The sequence below is a fragment of the Flavobacterium sp. 40-81 genome, assembly GCF_001898245.1.
GTDB classification, from domain to species: Bacteria; Bacteroidota; Bacteroidia; order Flavobacteriales; family Flavobacteriaceae; genus Flavobacterium; species Flavobacterium inviolabile.
Map to the genome: position 1 here is coordinate 24,394 of NZ_MKTM01000031.1, position 20,062 is coordinate 44,455.

At 41.3% G+C, this 20,062-nt stretch carries 17 protein-coding genes and 2 tRNA genes; 5 read left to right on the forward strand and 14 right to left on the reverse strand.

Annotation, left to right across the window (positions count from 1 at the left end):
* Positions 1-126: 126 nt before the first annotated feature.
* The 3 genes from BGO42_RS11495 to BGO42_RS11505 form a co-directional block, all read right to left on the reverse strand.
* The gene (locus BGO42_RS11495) at positions 127-1,599 is read right to left on the reverse strand and encodes a sigma-70 region 4 domain-containing protein (RefSeq protein ID WP_273244550.1); all 1,473 of its coding nucleotides are present in this window, start codon (positions 1,597-1,599) and stop codon (positions 127-129) included.
* Complete coding sequence (locus BGO42_RS11500; RefSeq protein ID WP_273244548.1) at positions 1,577-3,046, reverse strand: helix-turn-helix transcriptional regulator; 1,470 nt, start codon at positions 3,044-3,046, stop codon at positions 1,577-1,579. Before BGO42_RS11500 ends, BGO42_RS11495 begins: the two co-directional genes overlap by 23 nt.
* Positions 3,047-3,592: 546 nt before the next feature.
* Positions 3,593-3,787 carry a hypothetical protein gene (locus BGO42_RS11505; protein WP_177730150.1) on the reverse strand — a complete coding sequence of 65 codons (195 nt, stop codon included), beginning with the start codon at positions 3,785-3,787 and terminating at the stop codon, positions 3,593-3,595.
* 123 nt (positions 3,788-3,910) lie between these two features.
* Between BGO42_RS11505 and BGO42_RS11510 the strand changes: the two genes are divergently transcribed.
* The 3 genes from BGO42_RS11510 (at position 3,911) to BGO42_RS11520 (ending at position 6,438) form a co-directional block, all read left to right on the forward strand.
* A complete protein-coding gene (locus tag BGO42_RS11510; protein ID WP_177730152.1) occupies positions 3,911-4,624 on the forward strand; it encodes a S24 family peptidase in 714 nt (237 codons plus the stop codon).
* A gap of 129 nt (positions 4,625-4,753) precedes the next feature.
* Positions 4,754-5,566, forward strand: a complete 813-nt coding sequence (dapB, locus tag BGO42_RS11515) for a 4-hydroxy-tetrahydrodipicolinate reductase (RefSeq protein WP_273244545.1) — start codon at positions 4,754-4,756, stop codon at positions 5,564-5,566.
* A 23-nt stretch (positions 5,567-5,589) separates the two neighbouring features.
* Positions 5,590-6,438 (forward strand): EamA family transporter, encoded by an 849-nt coding sequence (locus BGO42_RS11520; protein ID WP_273244543.1) that lies wholly within the window; start codon positions 5,590-5,592, stop codon positions 6,436-6,438.
* Positions 6,439-6,591: 153 nt separating this feature from the next.
* On the opposite strand, the gene BGO42_RS11525 is transcribed toward BGO42_RS11520, so the two are convergent.
* From BGO42_RS11525 to BGO42_RS11575, 11 genes are all read right to left on the reverse strand, one after another.
* A complete protein-coding gene (locus BGO42_RS11525) occupies positions 6,592-6,825 on the reverse strand; it encodes a GIY-YIG nuclease family protein (protein WP_273244541.1) in 234 nt (77 codons plus the stop codon).
* A 118-nt stretch (positions 6,826-6,943) separates the two neighbouring features.
* Complete coding sequence (locus tag BGO42_RS11530; protein WP_286749336.1) at positions 6,944-7,177, reverse strand: GIY-YIG nuclease family protein; 234 nt, start codon at positions 7,175-7,177, stop codon at positions 6,944-6,946.
* Between the two features lie 57 nt (positions 7,178-7,234).
* Positions 7,235-7,311: transfer RNA gene (locus tag BGO42_RS11535), tRNA-Asp, on the reverse strand.
* 284 nt (positions 7,312-7,595) lie between these two features.
* Positions 7,596-7,672, reverse strand: a tRNA-Asp gene (locus BGO42_RS11540).
* Positions 7,673-7,758: 86 nt separating this feature from the next.
* Positions 7,759-8,685, reverse strand: coding sequence for a DUF58 domain-containing protein (locus BGO42_RS11545; RefSeq protein WP_273244537.1), 927 nt, complete (start codon positions 8,683-8,685; stop codon positions 7,759-7,761).
* A gap of 108 nt (positions 8,686-8,793) precedes the next feature.
* Positions 8,794-9,111 carry a thioredoxin gene (trxA, locus tag BGO42_RS11550; protein WP_177730160.1) on the reverse strand — a complete coding sequence of 106 codons (318 nt, stop codon included), beginning with the start codon at positions 9,109-9,111 and terminating at the stop codon, positions 8,794-8,796.
* A gap of 149 nt (positions 9,112-9,260) precedes the next feature.
* Complete coding sequence (dnaE, locus tag BGO42_RS11555; protein WP_177730162.1) at positions 9,261-13,772, reverse strand: DNA polymerase III subunit alpha; 4,512 nt, start codon at positions 13,770-13,772, stop codon at positions 9,261-9,263.
* Positions 13,773-13,874: 102 nt separating this feature from the next.
* On the reverse strand, positions 13,875-15,458 hold the full coding sequence (locus tag BGO42_RS11560; RefSeq protein WP_273244534.1) for an efflux MFS transporter permease: 1,584 nt from the start codon (positions 15,456-15,458) through the stop codon (positions 13,875-13,877).
* Positions 15,459-15,460: 2 nt separating this feature from the next.
* Positions 15,461-16,501 carry an HlyD family secretion protein gene (locus BGO42_RS11565; RefSeq protein WP_177730165.1) on the reverse strand — a complete coding sequence of 347 codons (1,041 nt, stop codon included), beginning with the start codon at positions 16,499-16,501 and terminating at the stop codon, positions 15,461-15,463.
* A gap of 41 nt (positions 16,502-16,542) precedes the next feature.
* Entirely contained in the window at positions 16,543-17,904 is a 1,362-nt protein-coding gene (locus BGO42_RS11570) for a TolC family protein (RefSeq protein ID WP_273244531.1), read from the reverse strand.
* A gap of 148 nt (positions 17,905-18,052) precedes the next feature.
* Entirely contained in the window at positions 18,053-18,736 is a 684-nt protein-coding gene (locus BGO42_RS11575; RefSeq protein WP_177730167.1) for a DUF6252 domain-containing protein, read from the reverse strand.
* A gap of 228 nt (positions 18,737-18,964) precedes the next feature.
* Between BGO42_RS11575 and BGO42_RS11580 the strand changes: the two genes are divergently transcribed.
* Both BGO42_RS11580 and rimM read left to right on the forward strand, forming a co-directional pair.
* Positions 18,965-19,510, forward strand: a complete 546-nt coding sequence (locus BGO42_RS11580; protein WP_177730169.1) for a 30S ribosomal protein S16 — start codon at positions 18,965-18,967, stop codon at positions 19,508-19,510.
* Positions 19,511-19,527: 17 nt separating this feature from the next.
* Positions 19,528-20,058, forward strand: a complete 531-nt coding sequence (gene rimM / locus BGO42_RS11585; RefSeq protein WP_273244528.1) for a ribosome maturation factor RimM — start codon at positions 19,528-19,530, stop codon at positions 20,056-20,058.
* Positions 20,059-20,062: the final 4 nt, after the last annotated feature.

Below are 20,062 nucleotides of genomic sequence, written 5' to 3' on the forward strand. Positions count from 1 at the left end.
CGATTATCGTATAAAAATAATCATTTTAAAATACTAAAAAACAAAGTCTTAACTATTTCACAGAACAGTTTTTTATTCCGGAAAAAAGTAACGTATTGTTACTATTACAAACAACGGCTGTTGCTGCTACCCTTCATCGAAAGAAATGTTTATCTTTTTCCGGATCCTGTATATCCTGGCTTCTACAGAACGAACGGTAACATTTGTAATCAATGCTATTTCCTTTATCTGGAATCCGAGCCTCAAAAAGGCGCATACTTTCTGGTCTTCCAGATTTAAAGCCGGTATGGATGCCGTAATTTTTTCATAGAAATCGAAATGCAGGACCGAAAACTGAAATAAAAAGCTGTCGTCATTATTCTGGGCAAGCCTGATAACGTTTTCCAGGCAAACCGGCTCCATCTTTTTGGCTTTTTCAAGCAGTTTTTCTTTGCTTTTCAAGCGGTCTTTCTGTTTGTCTATTTCCTGTCTTTCTTCTTCTGCTCTTCTGTAAAACCGGACAACCCTTGCCAGCAGCAACACCGCCAGAACAATAAATGAAATGGTGCTGATAAGTGCTCCCTGGCTATACTGCTGGAATTTCTGCGTGGTATTCCGCACCAGTTCTTTCGTTGGTTTTTCCAGGCCTTTCTTTTGGGATTGTTTTACAATACTGTTTTCGGAGATCAGTTTTTGAAAATGATAATCTGCTTTTTCCTTATCTCCCAGTTTGTCATAAATCTTAGACAGGTTGGAATGCATCGTCGACATTAACGCATTCCTCTGGAACTTATTGGCTATAGCCAGCGCATAATTGTACTGTACTATCGCTTCCTGCATATTGTCCCTTGCCAGTTCAAGATTGCCCATATTAAATGACGCCAGCAGCTGTGCTTTATCGCATTGTGTTATTTCGGCAAGCCGCACCGCATTTTCAATATAAATGGCTGCCGAATCATATTGCTTTCCGGCGATAAAACAGGCTCCGATATTGGCATTAACCAGCGAAAGGTTTCTTCTTTTGATGCGGTCATCCTCCATTTTGCTAAAAGCATAAGCACTTCGCCTGTAGTAGGCTTTTACCGAATCGGTGTTTTTTTTATTCTGGCTGAGACAATCAGCCATATCACTAAAAATATAGCCTTCCTGCCGGAAACGATCATTGCTCGCTTCCATTTTGCCGGCCGCTTTCAGGGCTTTTCCAAATTCTTCAAACGCTATATCAAAAAAACTGAGGGTTTCATAACATTGTCCTTTTAACCGGAAGGCTTCCGACAGTAATTCATTGTTCTTTATGCCCACAGCGTTCTTTTCGGCTTTATTTGCAAATTCCAGCGCAATATCATATTGCCCCATCGTCAGGTAACTCTCCCCTATCACCAATGCGCTTTTAATCATTCCTTCTTTATAGTCTATTTTTTCAGCATAGGTATAACAGGTCTTACCTTTCATCAGTACTTTGCCCGGTATACTGTCATGCATGTTCACCAAAGTGGTGAGCATACTGTCAATTTTCGCTTTCGAGTATTGTTGTGCCGTGCATGTTATGGTTAATGACAATGCAAAAAAGCGGGCAAAGAAGATCTTCTTCATCATATTATAATCTTGAAATCCATTCATATAGCTCCTTATCTTGTGGTATGTTTAGTTTCTTTCGTATTCTGTATTTTTTCGACTCGACTGCCCGCAGTGTACTTTTGGTATATTCGGCAATCTCCGATGTTGTCAGATTCAGTTTTAGCATCGCGCAGAATTTTAGTTCATTGCCAATAATACCCGGGGATATTTCAATGATCCGCGGACAGAAATCGGGATATGTTTCTTTAAATTCAGAAAGAAACGCCGGATTTCCGGTAGCGACGAGCTGCAATAGTTTTTGGGTTCGGTCTCTGGAATAGCTGCTTCCTTTTTTCAGTTGCCGGAGCAGTTCGCTTTGCCGTTGCAGGTAACGATTTATCGCTTCTTTTTCCTTTTGGGCTTTGTGCCATTTCCTTCGGTACACTTTTGTATAGCGATACACCAGCACCATCAGCAAAAAGCTGATGCCAATAATTAAAAGTTGTTTTTCCAGTTTTAGCAGTGATTCACTGCATTCCTCTTCTACAAAAAGATTGAGCGATGTATTTATAGCTTTTTTGTAAAGGCCGTTCAGGCTGTCGTTTAGTACGATATATTGCGCTCTGTAATAGCGGGAACTGTCCGGAAGGCGCTGTGCTTCGTATGTTTTAAAAAGGCTGTAATACAAATCCTTTTTATAGAAAATCCTTCCGTTCGCATTACTCAGCAATAAGGCTTTTAAAAACTGCTTTTTTGCGGCTTCAAAGTTCCCTTTGCAATAGGATAAGGTTCCCTGGGAATAGTCCTGCTCAATCGTTAAATAGTTCAGGTGAAGCCGCTGTGATGCCGCAATTGACTCGTCCAGATAAAAACGGGCTTTATCCAGCCGGTTTCCCCGAATATGAAAAGCAGCCCAGTTCAGATAGGCAAAGGCCATACAGCGCTTTTTATGAACATCAGTCACATCCATACTGCTAAAACTGGCATCGCTTTTCTGCAAATAATCAGCGACCAGATCTTTCGATCCGCCATTATCGTCATGGTTGATCGCGATGTTGGCATAAATAAAGCCGAGGCTTCTGTATTTATTATTCTTGTCTTTGATTTTATTGGCAAAATAGAGCGCTTTATTTAAAAGGTTTTCCGCCTCTTTATAAAACCCCAGCCGTGCCAGGCTGATTCCTTTTAAGCGAAGTGCCTTGGACTTATAGTAACTATCGGAAGCCCGACAGTTTTTATCTGCCTTTACTGCATAAAAAAGTGCCTCGCCATCATCTTTACTCCTTCTATAGCTTTCACTAATAAAAAGACTGCCAACAACAATTCCTTTTTTATACCCTAATCCGGCAGACAGTGTAATTCCTTTTAACGCTTCACGGATAGCCAGTTCCGGTGTTTCTTCCCCAATACTTACCGCATGCCGCAACAAGCTGTCAATTTTATTTCTCTTGTTCTGAGAAATCCCACTTGTAAATACGAACAGCAGGATGAAAAGCTGCGTTCTTTTCATAGCAATTAATATTTAATAGGTTTTTTTAGTAGTCACAATATGACTGTTCAGGATTGCAGGCAATCCAGTAATCATACCGGCATTTAGGGAAGATGTCGATATATCATTTTTATTATACCTCTCGTTTGAAAACGGAAGCTATAAATGACAAAAAAAGGGAAGGGTAAAAAATATAGTTATTCTTCAGGATGTTCTCCATCCGGAATGAATAATTCAAATCTGTTTAACAACCATTAAAATGCACATTTGTTAAAAAGACCGCTATATTATTCTCAACTGTTCAAAAATAAATTATTTTATCTGTTTTCAAAATTTTATTCTTTAAAATTTTAAGAAATAAAATACTGTTATCACAAAAAAAATACCATAGCAGATTTGAAAAATCGTTTTTTACCAAAAAATCACGCTTATTCCATACTATAGCTGCCTGGATAACTGGCAGATAGAGATTTATGTTGTTAAAAAATGCCAAGGGTGTCATACAGCATTATTCAACTGTTGTGATTTTTTCATTCAGGCAGATTATCAATTTTGTTTCGCCGGAATTCAGGTTCCCTGTTCATCAAGCAGTTTCTTGATGGCCTTGTTGAGACCGTTATACTCTTTTCGCAATAAATCTGCGGTTATACTGTTGCGGTCACCCCGCAAACATTGCCGAATATAATAGCCTGTAAACCCATATTTTTCAACGAGTTTATTAATTACAAGCGTGTTATACTTGTTTTGCTTATTTTTTTCCATATTTTTGTTTGTTGCTCCGTTTGTTTCGGAACACAAAACAAATATATAAACTTTATTCTAAAATTAAAACAATATTCTAAATATCCATGAACATTGTTTATAATTTTAACACCTTTTTCAGTTATGAAGCCAATAGAACGTGTCAAGGAAATAATCAAGTTTTACAACTTATCCATCAGTGCTTTTGAAAAAAGAACACAGATGTCAAACAACTCCATTCAGACTGCCATCAAAAGAGTCGCCAATTTGAAAGACGACACTTTAAACAACATTCTAAAAGCTTTCCCGGATATTTCTGCCGAATGGCTATTAACCGGAAAAGGGACCATGTTCCGAAAAGAGACACCTTATCAAAATACCAATCCGGATGATGTTGCCAGTGACAATCCAACCGGAAACAGCGAGAGCAAAAAACAGTATTATGACGGAATGTTTATCCGAAATGCCGAATTGATTCCGCTGGTTCCGGAAGAGGCTTTCGCAAGAATAAAATACCGCGGCATCATTTCCATGGATCATGAAATTGAGAAATACCACGTGCCTTTATTCAAGGGAGCGGAATTTCTGATCAGCATCAAAGGAAACGCCATGATTCCCAAATATAGCAATGGTGATTTGGTAGCCTGTAAAAGAGTGCCTCTTGATTCTTTCCTGCAATGGAATAATGTATATGTGCTGAGCACTACACAAGGTTCCCTGATTAGAAGAGTCCGCGAAGGCAAAGACGACAACCACATTCTTATTGTTTCTGAGAATCCGGAATTTGAACCGTTCCAACTAAACAAAAGTGAACTAAACGCCATTGCCATAATTGTGGGTGTCATCCACAACGAATAATAAAAAGTCCAGATACCGGAAAGTATTTCCTAAAGTGTTATCCTGCAGATACTCACTTTACCGCTATGCTATTCCCTTATTTTAGCAGTATTATACGAATTCCTGTCTGACCTATTAAAGCGCACTAATATGGAACCATCACACAAAATACGCGTCTGTGTAGCCGGCGCAACCGGCTGGGCCGCTTCCGAATTATCAAAAGGCATTGCCGCCACAACCGATCTTGAGTTGGTTGCTGCCGTGGCCCGGAAAACCGCCGGAAAAAACCTGAATACGGTTCTGGGTTTTACATCCGAAAAAAATATCCCGATTTTCAGCACACTGGAAGAAGCCCTGCAAATCCCCTGTGACGTCCTGATCGATTATACCGCTCCGGAAATCGCCAGGCACCACATTCTCACCGCGCTTCACAAAGGAGTAGCTGTAGTGGTAGGCACTTCGGGTTTATCCGATGCCGATTATGACGAAATAGGCAGGCTCGCAACCGAAAAGCACCGACCGGTACTTGCCGTGGGCAATTTCGCAATCAGCGTTGTACTGCTAAACAAATTTGCAGAAATGGCCTCCCAATACATGCCGCACTGGGAAATTATCGATTATGCGAGCGATACCAAGGTTGATGCTCCAAGCGGAAGCGCCCTGGAACTTGCCAATCGTTTATCGAAACAACAAGCGGTCATTACAATTCCTACCGAAGCCGTACAGGGTGAAAAAGCAACCCGCGGAGCCAATATAGGCGGAACGCAGGTACACGCTGTCAGGCTGCCGGGTTATGTTATTTCCCTGGAAGCCATTTTCGGAATGGAGAGTGAAAAGCTGATCCTGAAGCACGAAGCCGGCGACAGCGCCAAACCTTATGTAAAAGGCGCCTTGTTAGCCATCCGGAAGGTAAACACCTTTACCGGGTTAAAAAGAGGTCTTGACCAGGTTATGGATTTTTAAATTTTAAACAGTCCCCAAAAATAATGTCATTCAAACAAAAGTTTTCCCTGCCGCCCATACCGGCAGTCTTATTATCCATGCTGAGCATACAGATGGGCGCTTCGCTTGCGAAACAGTTATTTCCTTCTTTGGGAATTGGCGGTACCGCAACCTTACGCGTGGGTATCTCGGCTATATTGCTCTATTTGTTTTTCAAACCCGATTTCCGGAAGTTCAGCCGCCGGCAATGGCTGGCCGGTCTTGCCTATGGTGCCTGTCTGGGCGCTATGAATCTGGTGTTTTATTTTGCCATCAAGCGAATCCCGTTAGGTTTAGGCGTTACACTCGAATTTATCGGTCCGCTGGTACTTGCTCTGTTAGGTTCCCGAAAGATCAGCGATCTTTTATGGGTGGCATTAGCCGGTTTAGGGATCTTCCTGATCGCCCCGCTTCATGGCAACCATATCGATTTATTCGGTATGTTTTTAGCGGTTCTGGCCGGAGCTTTCTGGGCGGGATATATTGTATTGGGCGGAAAAGTTTCAAAAATAATGAAAAAAGGAGAGGCGGTTACGATCGGTATGGTCTTCGCTACCCTGTTCATCATGCCGTTTGGCTTTTTTAGCGGCGATTTGCTGGCTCTAAACGGACACCTGCTCCTTCTGGGCACCGCCGTGTCTTTATTGACCAGCGCAATCCCCTTTACACTCGACATGGGTGCTTTAAAACATTTACCAGCCAAGACATTCAGTATCCTGATGAGCCTGCATCCGGCTTTTGCCGCTCTTTCCGGGTTGTTATTCCTAAAAGAGCAGTTAAGCCTGCTGCAATGCCTTTCCATTGGCTGTGTGATCACAGCAAGTATAGGCGCCACCCTTTTTTCAAAAAAGTAACGATATTACGAATCACCATAACCGTATAAGAAGGTTATTACCAATAATCAGAAAATAAAAAAGCTTCCCGATATGAGAGGCTTCCTTTTTACTGGCGGTCTGGACGGGACCCGAACCCGTCTCGTCCCGAAGACGAGATGACAGGCATATATCCTAACCCTGTAATAATCGTTTAATCGAAGTACGGTTTAATTTCTTTAAACGTTTCTCTTCTATCAAGGCTTCTTTTTTAGTTTCAAATGCTTTACTGTAAACCAACTTCCAATCGGATGCGCGTGAAGTGAACTCACTGCCTCCTTCTAAATGGCACTTCAAACGTTCATCCGGATTCATCGTAAATCCTTTACAATAAAACATCCAGGTGATCCGAATAAATGATATAAACATAATACATCAAATAAAGGTACAAAAAAAGCCTCTCGATATGAGAGGCTTCCTTTTTACTGGCGGTCTGGACGGGACTCGAACCCGTCTCGTCCCGAAGACGAGATGACAGGCATGTATCCTAACCCTGCAACAATAGTTTAATCGAAGAACGGTTTAATTTCTTTAAACGTTTCTCTTCTATCAAGGCTTCTTTTTTAGTTTCAAATGCTTTACTGTAAACCAACTTCCAATCGGATGCGCGTGAAGTGAACTCACTGCCTCCTTCTAAATGGCACTTCAAACGTTCATCCGGATTCATCGTAAATCCTTTACAATAAAACATCCAGGTGATCCGAATAAATGATATAAACATAATACATCAAATAAAGGTACAAAAAAAGCCTCCCGATATGAGAGGCTTCCTTTTTACTGGCGGTCTGGACGGGACTCGAACCCGCGACCCCATGCGTGACAGGCATGTATTCTAACCAACTGAACTACCAAACCAGTGCTTTATTGCGAGTGCAAATGTAGAACTTTTTTATTCATTTGCAAACATTTTTCAGTAAAAAAAGTAAGTTTTTTGTTAAGCTTCTGACTGCCAATATTTCCGATATTCAGAAACATGTAAATCAAAAAAGCCCTCCGGATTCTGAACATTCAGAAACATTGGAAAGCTTTTCATTGGTCTAACTACTAAACCTGGTACTTACGTACCTAAACAACACAACTAATTTTAAATATTTTAAGAGGGCAAAAAAGCCTTTCTCTTCGAAAGGCTTCCTCTTTACTGGCGGTCTGGACGGGACTCGAACCCGCGACCCCATGCGTGACAGGCATGTATTCTAACCAACTGAACTACCAAACCAGTGCTTTATTGCGGTTGCAAATATACAACCCTTTTCCATTTCTCCAAATGTTTTTATAAAAAAAATCCGTTTTTATTTTCCTTAATCAGCCAAACTTTTGTTTTTCAGCCAAGTATGTCATTAAAATTTTTTCAAATTTTTCATCTACAGAAACAGGAATATACCTGATTTTATACAAAGCACAGGTGTTTGCCACTTTATCAAAGTAGTCCTGCACCAGCTTTTCATAGTCGTTTTTAATATTTTCCGCAAAAAGATTGACCTGTTCACCGGTTTCCATGTCAATAAATTTTCTCGGAGCGTTGTCAAAATCAAACTGAAATTCCGTTTTCCGGTCAATAACATGAAAAAGGACCACTTTATGTTTGTTGTGTTTGAGATGCTGCAAGGCTTTAAACAAGCGTTCGTCATCTTCTCCCTGAAACATATCGGTAAACAAAATCACCATGGAACGTCTGTGGATCTTTTCGGCTATCTGATGTAAAAAGGTAATGGTATCCGTATTTTTAGACTGCTGCGATGCCTGCAATACGTTTTCAAGCACATTGAGCAGCATCCGGTGATGGCGCTCGCTGCCTTTTTCGGGTGCATAGTATTCGTATGTATCGGAATAAACACTCAGTCCTACCGCATCCCTTTGCTTTTTAAGCAGGTTCATCAGTACCGCCGAGGCCAGCACGGAAAATCCTATTTTATTTTCATAGAAAAGCTGTCCGCCTGCCAGTTTCGGATAATGCATTGAGGAAGAGTTATCAATAATCAGATGGCATCTTAAATTGGTTTCTTCTTCAAAACGCTTGGTGTATAACCGGTCGGTTTTTGCAAAAAGCTTCCAGTCGATGTGTTTGGTGCTTTCTCCGGTATTGTAAACCTTATGTTCGGCAAACTCGGCAGAAAAGCCATGAAAGGGACTTTTGTGCATTCCGGATACAAATCCTTCCACAATCTGGTTTGCCAGCAGTTCCAGATGCTGAAAACTGGATATTTTTGCTATTTGATCGTCAATCTTCATAGTCTCAAAGATAATGAGATAATTTGATGATTTTAAAATTTTACAGGTCTTAAAATATAAAAAGCCCGGCATAGCCGGGCTTTTTATATTGATATAATCGTATTCCGATTATAGTAATGCGTCAATTGCATCGGTATATGTTTGCTTTGGAGCAACACCTACCTGACGTCCTACCACTTCTCCGTTTTGGAATACCAAAACAGTAGGAATGTTACGAACACCATATTTTGCAGCAAATTCCTGATTAGCATCTACATCAACTTTACCAATCACGGCTTTCCCAGCATATTCTTCACTGATTTGATCAATGATAGGAGCTACCATTCTACAAGGACCACACCATGCTGCCCAAAAGTCAACCAAAACCGGTTTGTCTGATTTCAATACTACCTCATCGAAAGTAGCATCTGTTATTGCTTGTGCCATTTTATTTTCTTTTATAATTATGATACAAAAATAGACTTTTATTTTAATTATTGAAGTGTCTTGAAATCAGTTTTGATTATGCCTCAATTGTTAAAATTGATTTATGTTCTTTTTAACATTTTGCAATCAAATTACTAATTATCAATACCTTAATTTAATTTAAAGTTAATCTGCATCTTTTCCAGCTCCTGTAACAAATCTGTAGAAATATTTACTTTTAATTTCCGGCTTGGCATACTGAGCTTGGTTACCACTCTTAATTCTTCTTTTTCTTCCGGGATTTCCATTTCCGTTTCTTCTGCGATATCGTCACCCGCAGCGGCTTCATCATCTGCCGGCGAAAGGGCAATTTCAAGCGCTTTTTTGACTCTTTCAATTTCCATTACTTCAAAAGTAACGCTGTGTTCCCCGCGGTTGGACTGGAATATTTCATGCAGTGCTGCAATCATATTCTGCTGCAGTTCGGCAATGTTCATCTGGATAATCAGTTTTTTTGCAAACGTTGACAGTACATCCTGCAGCGGTTTGACATCCAGGAACTGAATTCTCGGTTCCGTACGTTTTCCGTCTTTATTTACCCAGCCTTCCTTAATATTAATCTTAAAGTACATAAAGTAGTTTGCAACCAAAAAGTGACGGTATTTCAGATAGTCCTCCCTAAACATCGAAAAACGGTAGCTTTCGTCATATCCTTCAAGATTAAAACTGGCAAATCCCATTCCGTTTTTAGCCACACGGTGCTCCACTCCGGTTACTATCCCTCCGAAACTGAGGTTTTTCCCGAGGTGCTGTTCCATGTTTTTCAGCGCATCCAGACTGGCATTACAGAAGTATTTCATTTCAAATTTATAATCGTCCAGCGGATGTCCGGAAATATAAATCCCTACAACTTCTTTTTCTTTAGCCAGTTTTTCCATCGTACTCCACTCTTCACATGGCGGTACAACCGGCTCCGGAATCTGTACATCACTGCTTTCTCCGAAGAGACTTACCTGTGAGGAGTTTTCATTTTCCTGGAATTTGGAACCGTAACGGATTGCTTTTTCCAGAAACGTCAGGTTATCGCCGTCTGAATGGAAATACTGCCCTCTGTGTGTGGTTGCAAAACAGTCGAATCCTCCTGCCAGAGCAAGGTTTTCAAATGCTTTTTTATTAGCCGCACGCAAATCGATACGTTTTGCCAGGTCGAAGATGGATTTGTATTTACCGTCTTTACGGTTTTCTACGATGGTGTTCACCGCTCCGCCTCCAACTCCTTTAATAGCGCCCATACCAAAACGGACCGCATAATTTTCGTTTACGGTAAATTTATAAAAGGATTCATTTACATCCGGCCCCAATACAACCAGTCCCATTCTTTTGGATTCTTCCATAAAGAAGGATACCTGTTTAATATCGTTCATGTTATTGGACAGTACCGCTGCCATATATTCGGCCGGGTAATGTGCTTTCAGATAAGCTGTCTGATAGGCAATCCAGGCATAACAGGTCGAGTGGGATTTGTTAAAGGCGTAACTCGCAAAGGCTTCCCAGTCTTTCCATATCTTATCGAGTTTAACAGCATCATGTCCGTTTGCAACCGCCTGGTCGATAAACTTGGATTTCATTTTATCCAGTACGTCTTTTTGTTTTTTACCCATCGCTTTACGCAATACGTCGGCATCACCTTTAGAGAAGTTCGCCAGTTTTTGCGACAGCAACATTACCTGCTCCTGATAAACGGTAATTCCGTAGGTTTCCCCCAGATATTCCTCGCAGGCATCCAAATCGTACGTAATTGGTTCATCCCCGTTTTTTCTCCGGATAAAGGAAGGGATGTACTCCAAAGGTCCCGGACGGTACAAGGCATTCATCGCAATTAAATCGGCGAAAACCGTCGGTCGCAGTTCCTTCATGTATTTCTGCATTCCGGGTGACTCGTACTGGAAGATACCAACCGTTTCCCCTCTCTGGAATAATTCGTATGTTTTGACATCGTCAATCGGGAAATTCTCCGGATCCAGTTCGATGCCCAATCTGTATTTTACAAGTTTTACCGTGTCTTTGATCAGTGTAAGGGTCTTCAGACCCAGGAAGTCCATTTTCAGCAATCCGGCACTTTCGGCAACGGAGTTGTCAAACTGGGTTACATATAAATCGGAATCTTTTGCCGTGGTAACCGGAACGAAGTTCGTGATATCATCCGGTGTGATAATTACCCCACAGGCATGAATACCGGTATTTCGCAAAGAGCCTTCCAGCATTTTTGCCTGCTGAATGGTTTCTCCCGCCAGATCTTCTTCCCGCGCAATGGCAATCAGTTCCTTGACACGATCGTATTCATCTGACGATTTCAGTGCTTTTTTTACCAGATCTTCATCTTCCGAAAGAAAACGTGCCAGGTTCCATTTGGACGGCATCATCCCCGGAATTAATTTGGCAATCCTGTCGGCTTCAAATAACGGTAAATCCAATACACGGGCGGTATCACGAATTGCCGATTTGGTTGCCATTTTACCATAGGTAATAATCTGCGCTACCTGATTGGAACCATATTTATTGATTACATAGTCCATAACACGGCCACGGCCTTCATCGTCAAAGTCAATATCAATATCGGGCATGGATACACGATCCGGGTTCAGGAAACGCTCAAAAAGCAAATCGTACTTAATCGGGTCAATATTGGTAATCCCCAAACAGTAGGCAACGGCAGAACCCGCCGCCGATCCACGTCCGGGACCTACCGAAACATCCAGGTTCCGGGCTTCGGCAATAAAATCCTGTACGATCAAAAAGTATCCCGGGTATCCGGTTTTTTCAATCGTCTGCAATTCGAAGTCCAGTCGTTCGCGAATTGATTCTGTAATTTCCGTATAGCGCTTTGCCGCTCCCACATAGGTCAAATGGCGAAGGAATTTATTCTCTCCGCGTTTTCCACCATCTTCATCATCTTCCGGCACAACAAATTCTTCCGGAATATCAAACTTCGGAAGCAGTACATCACGATACAGCGAATAGGCTTCGACCTTATCGATAATTTCCTGAATGTTAACAATCGCTTCCGGTAAATCGGCAAAGATTTTTTTCATCTCTTCCACCGATTTGAAGTAGTATTCCTGGTTAGGCAATCCGTAACGGTATCCTCTACCTCTACCAATAGGGGTTGCCTGCTTTTCACCGTCTTTTACACAAAGTAAAATATCGTGGGCATTGGCATCTGCTTTGGTGGTATAATAAGTATTGTTTGTCGCTACGATTTTTACCCCGTGTTTTTTGGAAAAGGCAAGCAACGTCTGGTTTACCCGGTTTTCGTCTTCCTGATTGTGACGCATCACCTCAAGATAGAAGTCGGCACCAAACTGCTCTTTCCACCAGATCAAAGCTTCTTCCGCCTGATTTTCACCAATATTTAAAATCTTGCTCGGAATTTCCCCATAGAGGTTTCCGGACAGGACAATAATATCTTCTTTATATTGTTCGACAACCGTTTTATCAATTCTGGGTACATAGTAGAAACCATCGGTATAAGCGATGGAAGACATTTTTGCCAGATTGTGGTAGCCTTTTTTATTTTTAGCCAAAAGAACAACCTGATAACCGTTGTCTTTTTTGCTTTTATCTTTATGGTTTTCGCAAATGTTGAATTCACAGCCTACAATCGGGATCACTTCCGTTTCGGTTGGTTCTTCTCCATTTTCAATTGCTTCTTTGTTTTTAGCTGCTGCCGCCTTGTTGTGATTGAATACCGAGCTTACAAACTGGAAAGCTCCCATCATGTTTCCGGTATCGGTCATTGCAACTGCCGGCATTTTGTATTTTGCCGCTTCTTTTACCAGATCGTTTATTCCAATGGTAGATTGCAATACCGAAAATTGGGAATGGTTGTGAAGATGGGCAAAAGCCGCTTCTTTTAAATCTTTTCTGGCTTCTTCGGAAACGCTTGTCTGGTTATCTTCTTTTTGAATCTGCGCCAAACGGGCACGAATAACATCTGATGCCTGTTTAAGGTTAATATGCTTTAATCCGATCAACTGAATTTCCTGCGGATTCTGTTCTCTGAATTTATCGAAATAGTCTTCCGTTACATCCAGTTCTTCTTTTGTAAAGACTTCCCTTTTGATCAATTCCAGGAAACAGCGTGTTGTCGCTTCCACGTCGGCAGTAGCATTATGCGCTTCTGCAAACGGAACTCCGAAAAGATACTGGTGTAATTCTGTCAGTGTAGGAAGTTTGAATCTTCCGCCACGTCCTCCGGGTAGTTTTAACAGTTCTGCCGTTACTTCGGTACAGGTATCCAGAACGGGCATGCTAGCCATATCGGAAGCAACGTTCATTCGGTGGAATTCACATCCCATGATGTTGACGTCGAATCCTACATTCTGACCAACAATATATTTTGCTTTGGATAAAGCAATGTTGAATTTTTCCAATACTTCCTGCAGTGAAATTCCCTGCTCCATGGCCAGCTCGGTAGAAATACCGTGAATACGCTCTGCATCATAGGGAATATTGAAACCTTCAGGCTTAACAAGATAGTCCTGATGTTCTACCAGATTTCCCATTTCATCATGCAACTGCCATGCAATTTGAATACATCTGGGCCAGTTATCAGTATCGGTAATAGGAGCGGACCAACTTCGTGGCAAACCCGTTGTTTCGGTATCAAAAATCAAGTACATAGCTAAAAATCAGAATTTTAAAATCCGTAGAATTTCAAAAAAAGTAATTGTCAAATGTACTGCTTTTTAGAGAAAAAATTCAGCAGAAGTTGTTAACAAGCGCTAACTTCCCCAGACTCTGTTCTTAAAGATGTCGAAAGTTTGTTTCAGATGCCGGTTGATTAAAAGAAACCCTACTAAAAAAAGTAAGGCATACCCCACAACGGTAAAAATTTCCATATCCGAAAGCAAAACCGCCTGTCTGGAAACGGTATTGACGATTTGCTGTACCGATAATTTATGGGCTTCATCCACGGTATAGCCTTTGGCAATAAAACCCCGGGCAATTTTTTCCATCCGCGCCTGTGTTTCGGGACTTTCCGGTACTACAAACCGGCGCAGTTTGGTAAAATGGGTATTTTGCAGCAAAACCTGTGCATTTTGCATGATACAAAAACCGACGGTACTTCCCCAGAAACGCCCGGTAACGCCAATGGTTCCCGAAAAAGGAGCATAGTGTGCCGGAACAGACGAAACCGTGAACAACACTAACGGTACAAATAATATTCCCACCGCAACACCCTGCAATATATAGGGAATCATAATATCCGTCAATGCCACATCGGGTACAAAAAGAAAGGTAAACCACAGGTGATAGATTGCAAAAATGAGGAAGCCCAGCATAAAAATATAGCGCATTGCCACCGCTTTTGCCAGAAAGATCCCTGCCAGCACAAGTCCCGTGATATTGCCCAGCACATTGAGATACTGCACGTGTGCTACTCTGGACGGTTCCCAGTTCCATACTGTAAACATCGCGCTGTGACAAATATTCAGCGTTGCTCTTGCGATATAAAAAACCACAAACAGGAAAAATCCGGTTCGCAGGTTAGTGTATCGAAATACCTGCATGTCAAAGCAAGGGCGCTTTACCAATTGCTGCCGGACAATAAAAAGACCTCCGGTAATGAGCGTTACAATTAAAGCAATGATGATTTGCGGTGAATCGAACCAGTATTTCCGTTCGCCGTATATAAAGAAAAAGGAGCCGCTCAGTATGGCCGTCAGCACTAAGATAAAACTTGCCCAGTCCACCTGATACAGCGGGATTTTTTTATGAAAACGGTTGTTGTTAAACGTGAGCAGCACCAGTGCCACGCAAAGGATCTGGAATAATGCCGAGCCGTAAGCCATATAGGTCCAGTCGTAATTTTCCAGCAGCCAGACGGCTATATTCATGATAAAAGGGGAAGCCAGCAGCAGTGCGCCATAATTGCAGGTAAATCCTATGATCACCGCATTCTTAGATTTGAAACGGGTGATCAGCAATTGCCGAAGCGGAATCCACGGCAGCGCCATCAGGATTCCTTCGGCCATTCTGAGGATGATGAACAGGGAATAATTGTTTGTATAAGCCGACAGCATAAAGGTTAATGCTGCCAGACAGTAAATAACAATAAAATATTTTTTGGTTGGAAAAAATTTAAACAGCCTGCTTTCAATCATTATCGTCGCCAGAAAGGTGCCATAGGTCACACACAATGAAAATTGCAGGTCTTCCACATCCACATCTAAGAAACTTGCCGAATAGGTCACATTTGAGGTATAAACCCCTAACAGTACCATGGAATGCAGCATGCAGAATATCAGTATCACGATGACCGCCCAATTGGGCACCCAGGGTTTAAAAACGCTTACTCCGGACATGTTTACTGGTGTTCCGCTACTACAATAACGTTCATTCCGGCTCTTAAAAAGTCGGTCTGCGAATCGATGTCGACAAGTTTGATACGGATCGGGATTCGCTGTTCGATCTTAACAAAGTTTCCGGTAGCATTATCGGGCGGCAATAATGAAAAACGGGCTCCGCTTGCCGGCGACAAGGATTCGATAACTCCGCGAAAAACTCTTCCTTTTACAGCATCTGCTTTTAGCGTGACTTCCTGCCCGACTGCCAGATACTGCAGCTGGGTTTCTTTAAAGTTTGCCGTGATCCATTTTTCTTTGCTGACGATAGCAACCAATGCCTGCCCTTCTTTGACAAGCTGTCCCGGCTGAATTGTTTTTTTTCCGACCCAGCCATCATAAGGTGCCGTGATAACCGTATAGGATAAAAACAGTGAGGCATTATCAGCCTGTGCTTTTTTGGAGGCAATCACCGCTTCAGCCGTTGGTATTTTAGCGGAAGCTTCCGAAGTGCTTAAAGCAGCCGTTTGGATTGTTCCGGATATTTCCTCATAATGTGCTTTTGCCGATTCATAATCTGCTTTTACTCTTTCCAGCTGCTGCTCGGTGGCCGCTTCTTCTTTTAGTAATGCCGCATAACGAAGGTAATCCTGTCTGGTTTTCCAGACTTCCGTTTTTGCCGCTGCCAATTGCGATTTTCTAACCGTTTCGGCATTTGCTGTTGTGGCTACATTTTTTTCAAGTACATTGATGGTTCTTTTAGCGTTATCCATTTCGGCTGCTGCCATATCCAGATGTGCTTTATATTCCCTGTTGTCTATGATAACGAGCGTATCACCCCGGTTCACAAATTGATTTTCTTCATAACGGACTTCCTGCACATAACCGGTTATCCGCGCCATAACCGGTGTGACATACTGGTCTACCTGAGCATCATTGGTTTCTTCATGGTTGTTGTAGAAAATTAAAAACCAGATACCCAGAACGATGCCGCAAAAAACAATAATACCAGCCATTACGGTAATAAATGTGTGAAAAGAGCGATGTGCCTTTTGTGTTCCCATCTTATGAAACGTATTTAAGAATTGTGTGTTAAATCAGAAAATTATTCGTGAAGCATATCTGCCGTATGAAGCAATTCGTAGTATTTCATTGCCGCATCTATTCTTGTAGCGATTTTTTTAAATCTTGCTTCCAGCAAGGTATTATCCGCATCGATCATTTCGGTGATCAGCACCAGCTGGTTCAGGTATTTTAATTTTACGATGCGATAATTTTCCTCCGCCAGTTCGAGTGCTTTATCGGTCACCGGAAGCCGGTCCAGAATTTCATGATATTGGGTGTATTCCTTAAAAACCTTATCGGACATTTCGTTTTTAACGAGTGCTGCCGTTACTTTCTGTACTTCAACTTTTTTGTCGGCGATGTGCATCCGGGTCTTATTCTTGTAAAGGCCAGACAGGTTAAAAGTCGCCTCTACGCCTATCTGCCCGAGGGAGTACAAATAGGGATTGGGCGGAAAGAACATATAGTTGGGATACTTAAAGCTGTAGTTCCCAAAAAAGCTGACCGTGGGATAATAATTTGCTTTTACGATCTTTCTTTCAAGGTTCCCGATGGCGATTTCCTGCTGTGCGATTTTCATCTCTTCGTTGTGCAGCGCTCCTTTCAGGTAATGATCATAATTTTCAGCAGCCGGCAAAGCAGCGATAATATGCATCGTATCCAGTGCGATGGTTTCATCTTCCGGTAACTGCAACAGGGTTTTAAGATTATGAAGAGCAATCGCGGTATTTTTCTGATTGGTCAGTGCGTTAAGTTCCCGGTCCGATAACTGCAATTCGGCGCGCAATACTTCATTTTTAGTTACCGTACCGTGGGCTTTAAAGGACTTAACTTCTTTTAACCGCTCCTGCTCTTCCTGAATACTTTGGGTTATAATTTTTTGTAATTCCATCATTTTATAGACTCCTAAAAAGGAGGCTATAACACTTAATCTGACGTCATTCTCTGTTTTTTCGGCTTTCAGCAATGCTATTTCCGATTCGTGTCCGGCTTTTTTTACGGCATTATTGATTCTGTTACCGGCATACAGCGGCATGCGGAACGATGCAGAAACATCGTAAATTTCCGGTATGGTTTTCGTAACCTGTTTATCCTGCAGGAAGCCGCTCTTAAATTCCGTCAGATCCGTAATCCTGGAGTATAACGAATGAAATTCCACTTCCGGCAGGCGCAGTTCTTTTTTCTCACTGATTTCTTCCCTGGCAATTTGTGTTTCAAGCTGCTGTTTCTGAATCGCGATATTGTTTTCTTTTGCTACGCGCAAAGCGTCTGCCAGTGTTAGCTTGCTGCCGTGTTGTGCACTTGCGGTACCAACACTAAATAGAAGAAAAGAAATTAAAGATATGCTTCCGGAAAAGCTGCTCTTTATGTGGTTTCGATAAACCAACCTGTTAAGGTGCATAATTTCATCAATAAATATGAGGCAAAGTTGCGGTGTTTTCCCGATGTGTTAAAATTACATAAAGCCAAATATTTATTCATTTCAGCCATTTACTAAAAACAAAAAAACCACTCAAAATGAGTGGTTTAATTTTTTATTTGTGTTTTATCTAGTAAATCGGAATTCTGTAGAAAACCCCGTTTTGATAGGTTACAATACTGTCGTTAGCATTTTTTGCATTGAACTTGAATTTACCGGTCATTGTTCCGTCTTCAATTTTTTCAATTCTGATTTCTCCATCGCTACCATAAACATTCTCAACTTTGAATTTAGCGGTATTGTCACCACCATCAACCGTTACAATATCTCCCGGAAGGTATCCTGTACCTCTCAAAGTGATGATTACTTTAGTGATCACACCGGCAGCAACCGTAGTTCTAACCTGTAATCCGGAACCGGAACCACCGGATGTATGTGCCGAATTGGCAGCTGTATATCCTGTTCCACCGCTTTGCAGTGTTATTTTACTGGCAGGTCCTACAAAAACACCTGTTGTAAATACAGATTCTTCACCATCAAACGTAGAGATAAAACTAGCTCTGTTATTTTGATTTGTTGTTCCCAAAGCATAAACTCCGTTTTCAAAAGAAGATGTTCTTAAGATCACCTCTTCATCTGTCGTAATTCCTTCGATAGTTACCGAACCGTCCGGTCCGATAGTTGCATGTGCATCGGAAGCTCTCCATAAGTTATAGTTCTTTTCACCCTGAAGTGACGGATTATTAAACTTAACATCTTCTTCACAGGAAGAGAAAGCTGCCATAAGAACTATCAGAGAAAATATTTTTTTCATTTTCAATTCGCAATTAAATGTTTGGATACTTTATTTCTACAAAAATAGTTTTTTAAAGATAATAAGCTAATAAAATCATAAAAAATCACAAAAGACCTTTAATATTCCCATTTTCAAAACGATACCTATACTTTTTTATTGTGCAAAATTATTTTGTATGCCAAAGTTTACTATATTTGCACCCTTAATTAACAGAGGTCGAGAACCTCAAAATTTAATCACAAGATTATGTCAGTAAAAATTAGATTACAAAGACACGGTAAAAAAGGAAAACCTTTTTACTGGATCGTTGCGGCTGATGCCCGTTCAAAAAGAGATGGTAAATTCTTAGAGAAAATCGGAACTTACAATCCAAACACTAACCCTGCTACTATCGACTTAAACCTTGATAGCGCTGTACAATGGTTACACAATGGTGCTCAACCAACTGATACTGCAAGAGCGATCCTTTCTTACAAAGGTGCTTTATTGAAACACCACTTAGACGGAGGTATCCGTAAAGGTGCTTTAACACAAGAGCAAGCTGATGCTAAATTAGCTGCATGGTTAGAGGAGAAAGCAGTAAAAGTTAATGCTAAAAAAGACGGTTTAAGCAAAGTACAAGCTGATGCTAAAGCTAAAGCTTTCAAAGCAGAACAAGAAGTTAACGCTAAGCGTTTAGCTGCTGCTGAAGAAGCTGCTAAGGCTGCTGAAGCTGCAACTGAAGAAGTTGTTGAAGAGGCTACTGAAGAGGCTCCAGCTGTTGAAGAAAACAACGAAGAAACTCAAGCTTAATTCAGTTAGCGATTATTATGCGTAAAGAAGATTGTTTCTATTTAGGTAAAATCGCTAAAAAATTTAGTTTCAAAGGGGAAGTTCTGGCTTATTTAGACACGGACGAACCGGAGATGTATGAAGATATGGAATCGGTTTTTGTTGAATTCAACAAAAACCTGGTTCCATTTTTCATTGAAAGCAGTTCGCTGCACAAAAACGATTTCCTGCGTATCCGCTTTGAAGATATTAACAGCGAAGAAGAAGCAGACAAACTACTGGGCTGCGAATTATACCTTCCGTTAACCATGCTTCCGAAACTGGAAGGAAACAAGTTTTACTTTCATGAAGTAATCGGTTTTGATGTGGAAGACAGCCGTTTGGGCGTTATTGGTAAAATCGTATCGATCAATGACAGTACCGCACAGCCGCTTTTTGAAATCCTTAATGGCGAAACGGAGATTTTAGTACCAATGATTGATAATTTCATTGTTAAAATTGACCGTGAGAACAGTAAAGTAGTCATGGATATCCCTGAAGGTTTAGTCGATTTATATCTGAACAGCTAAACGT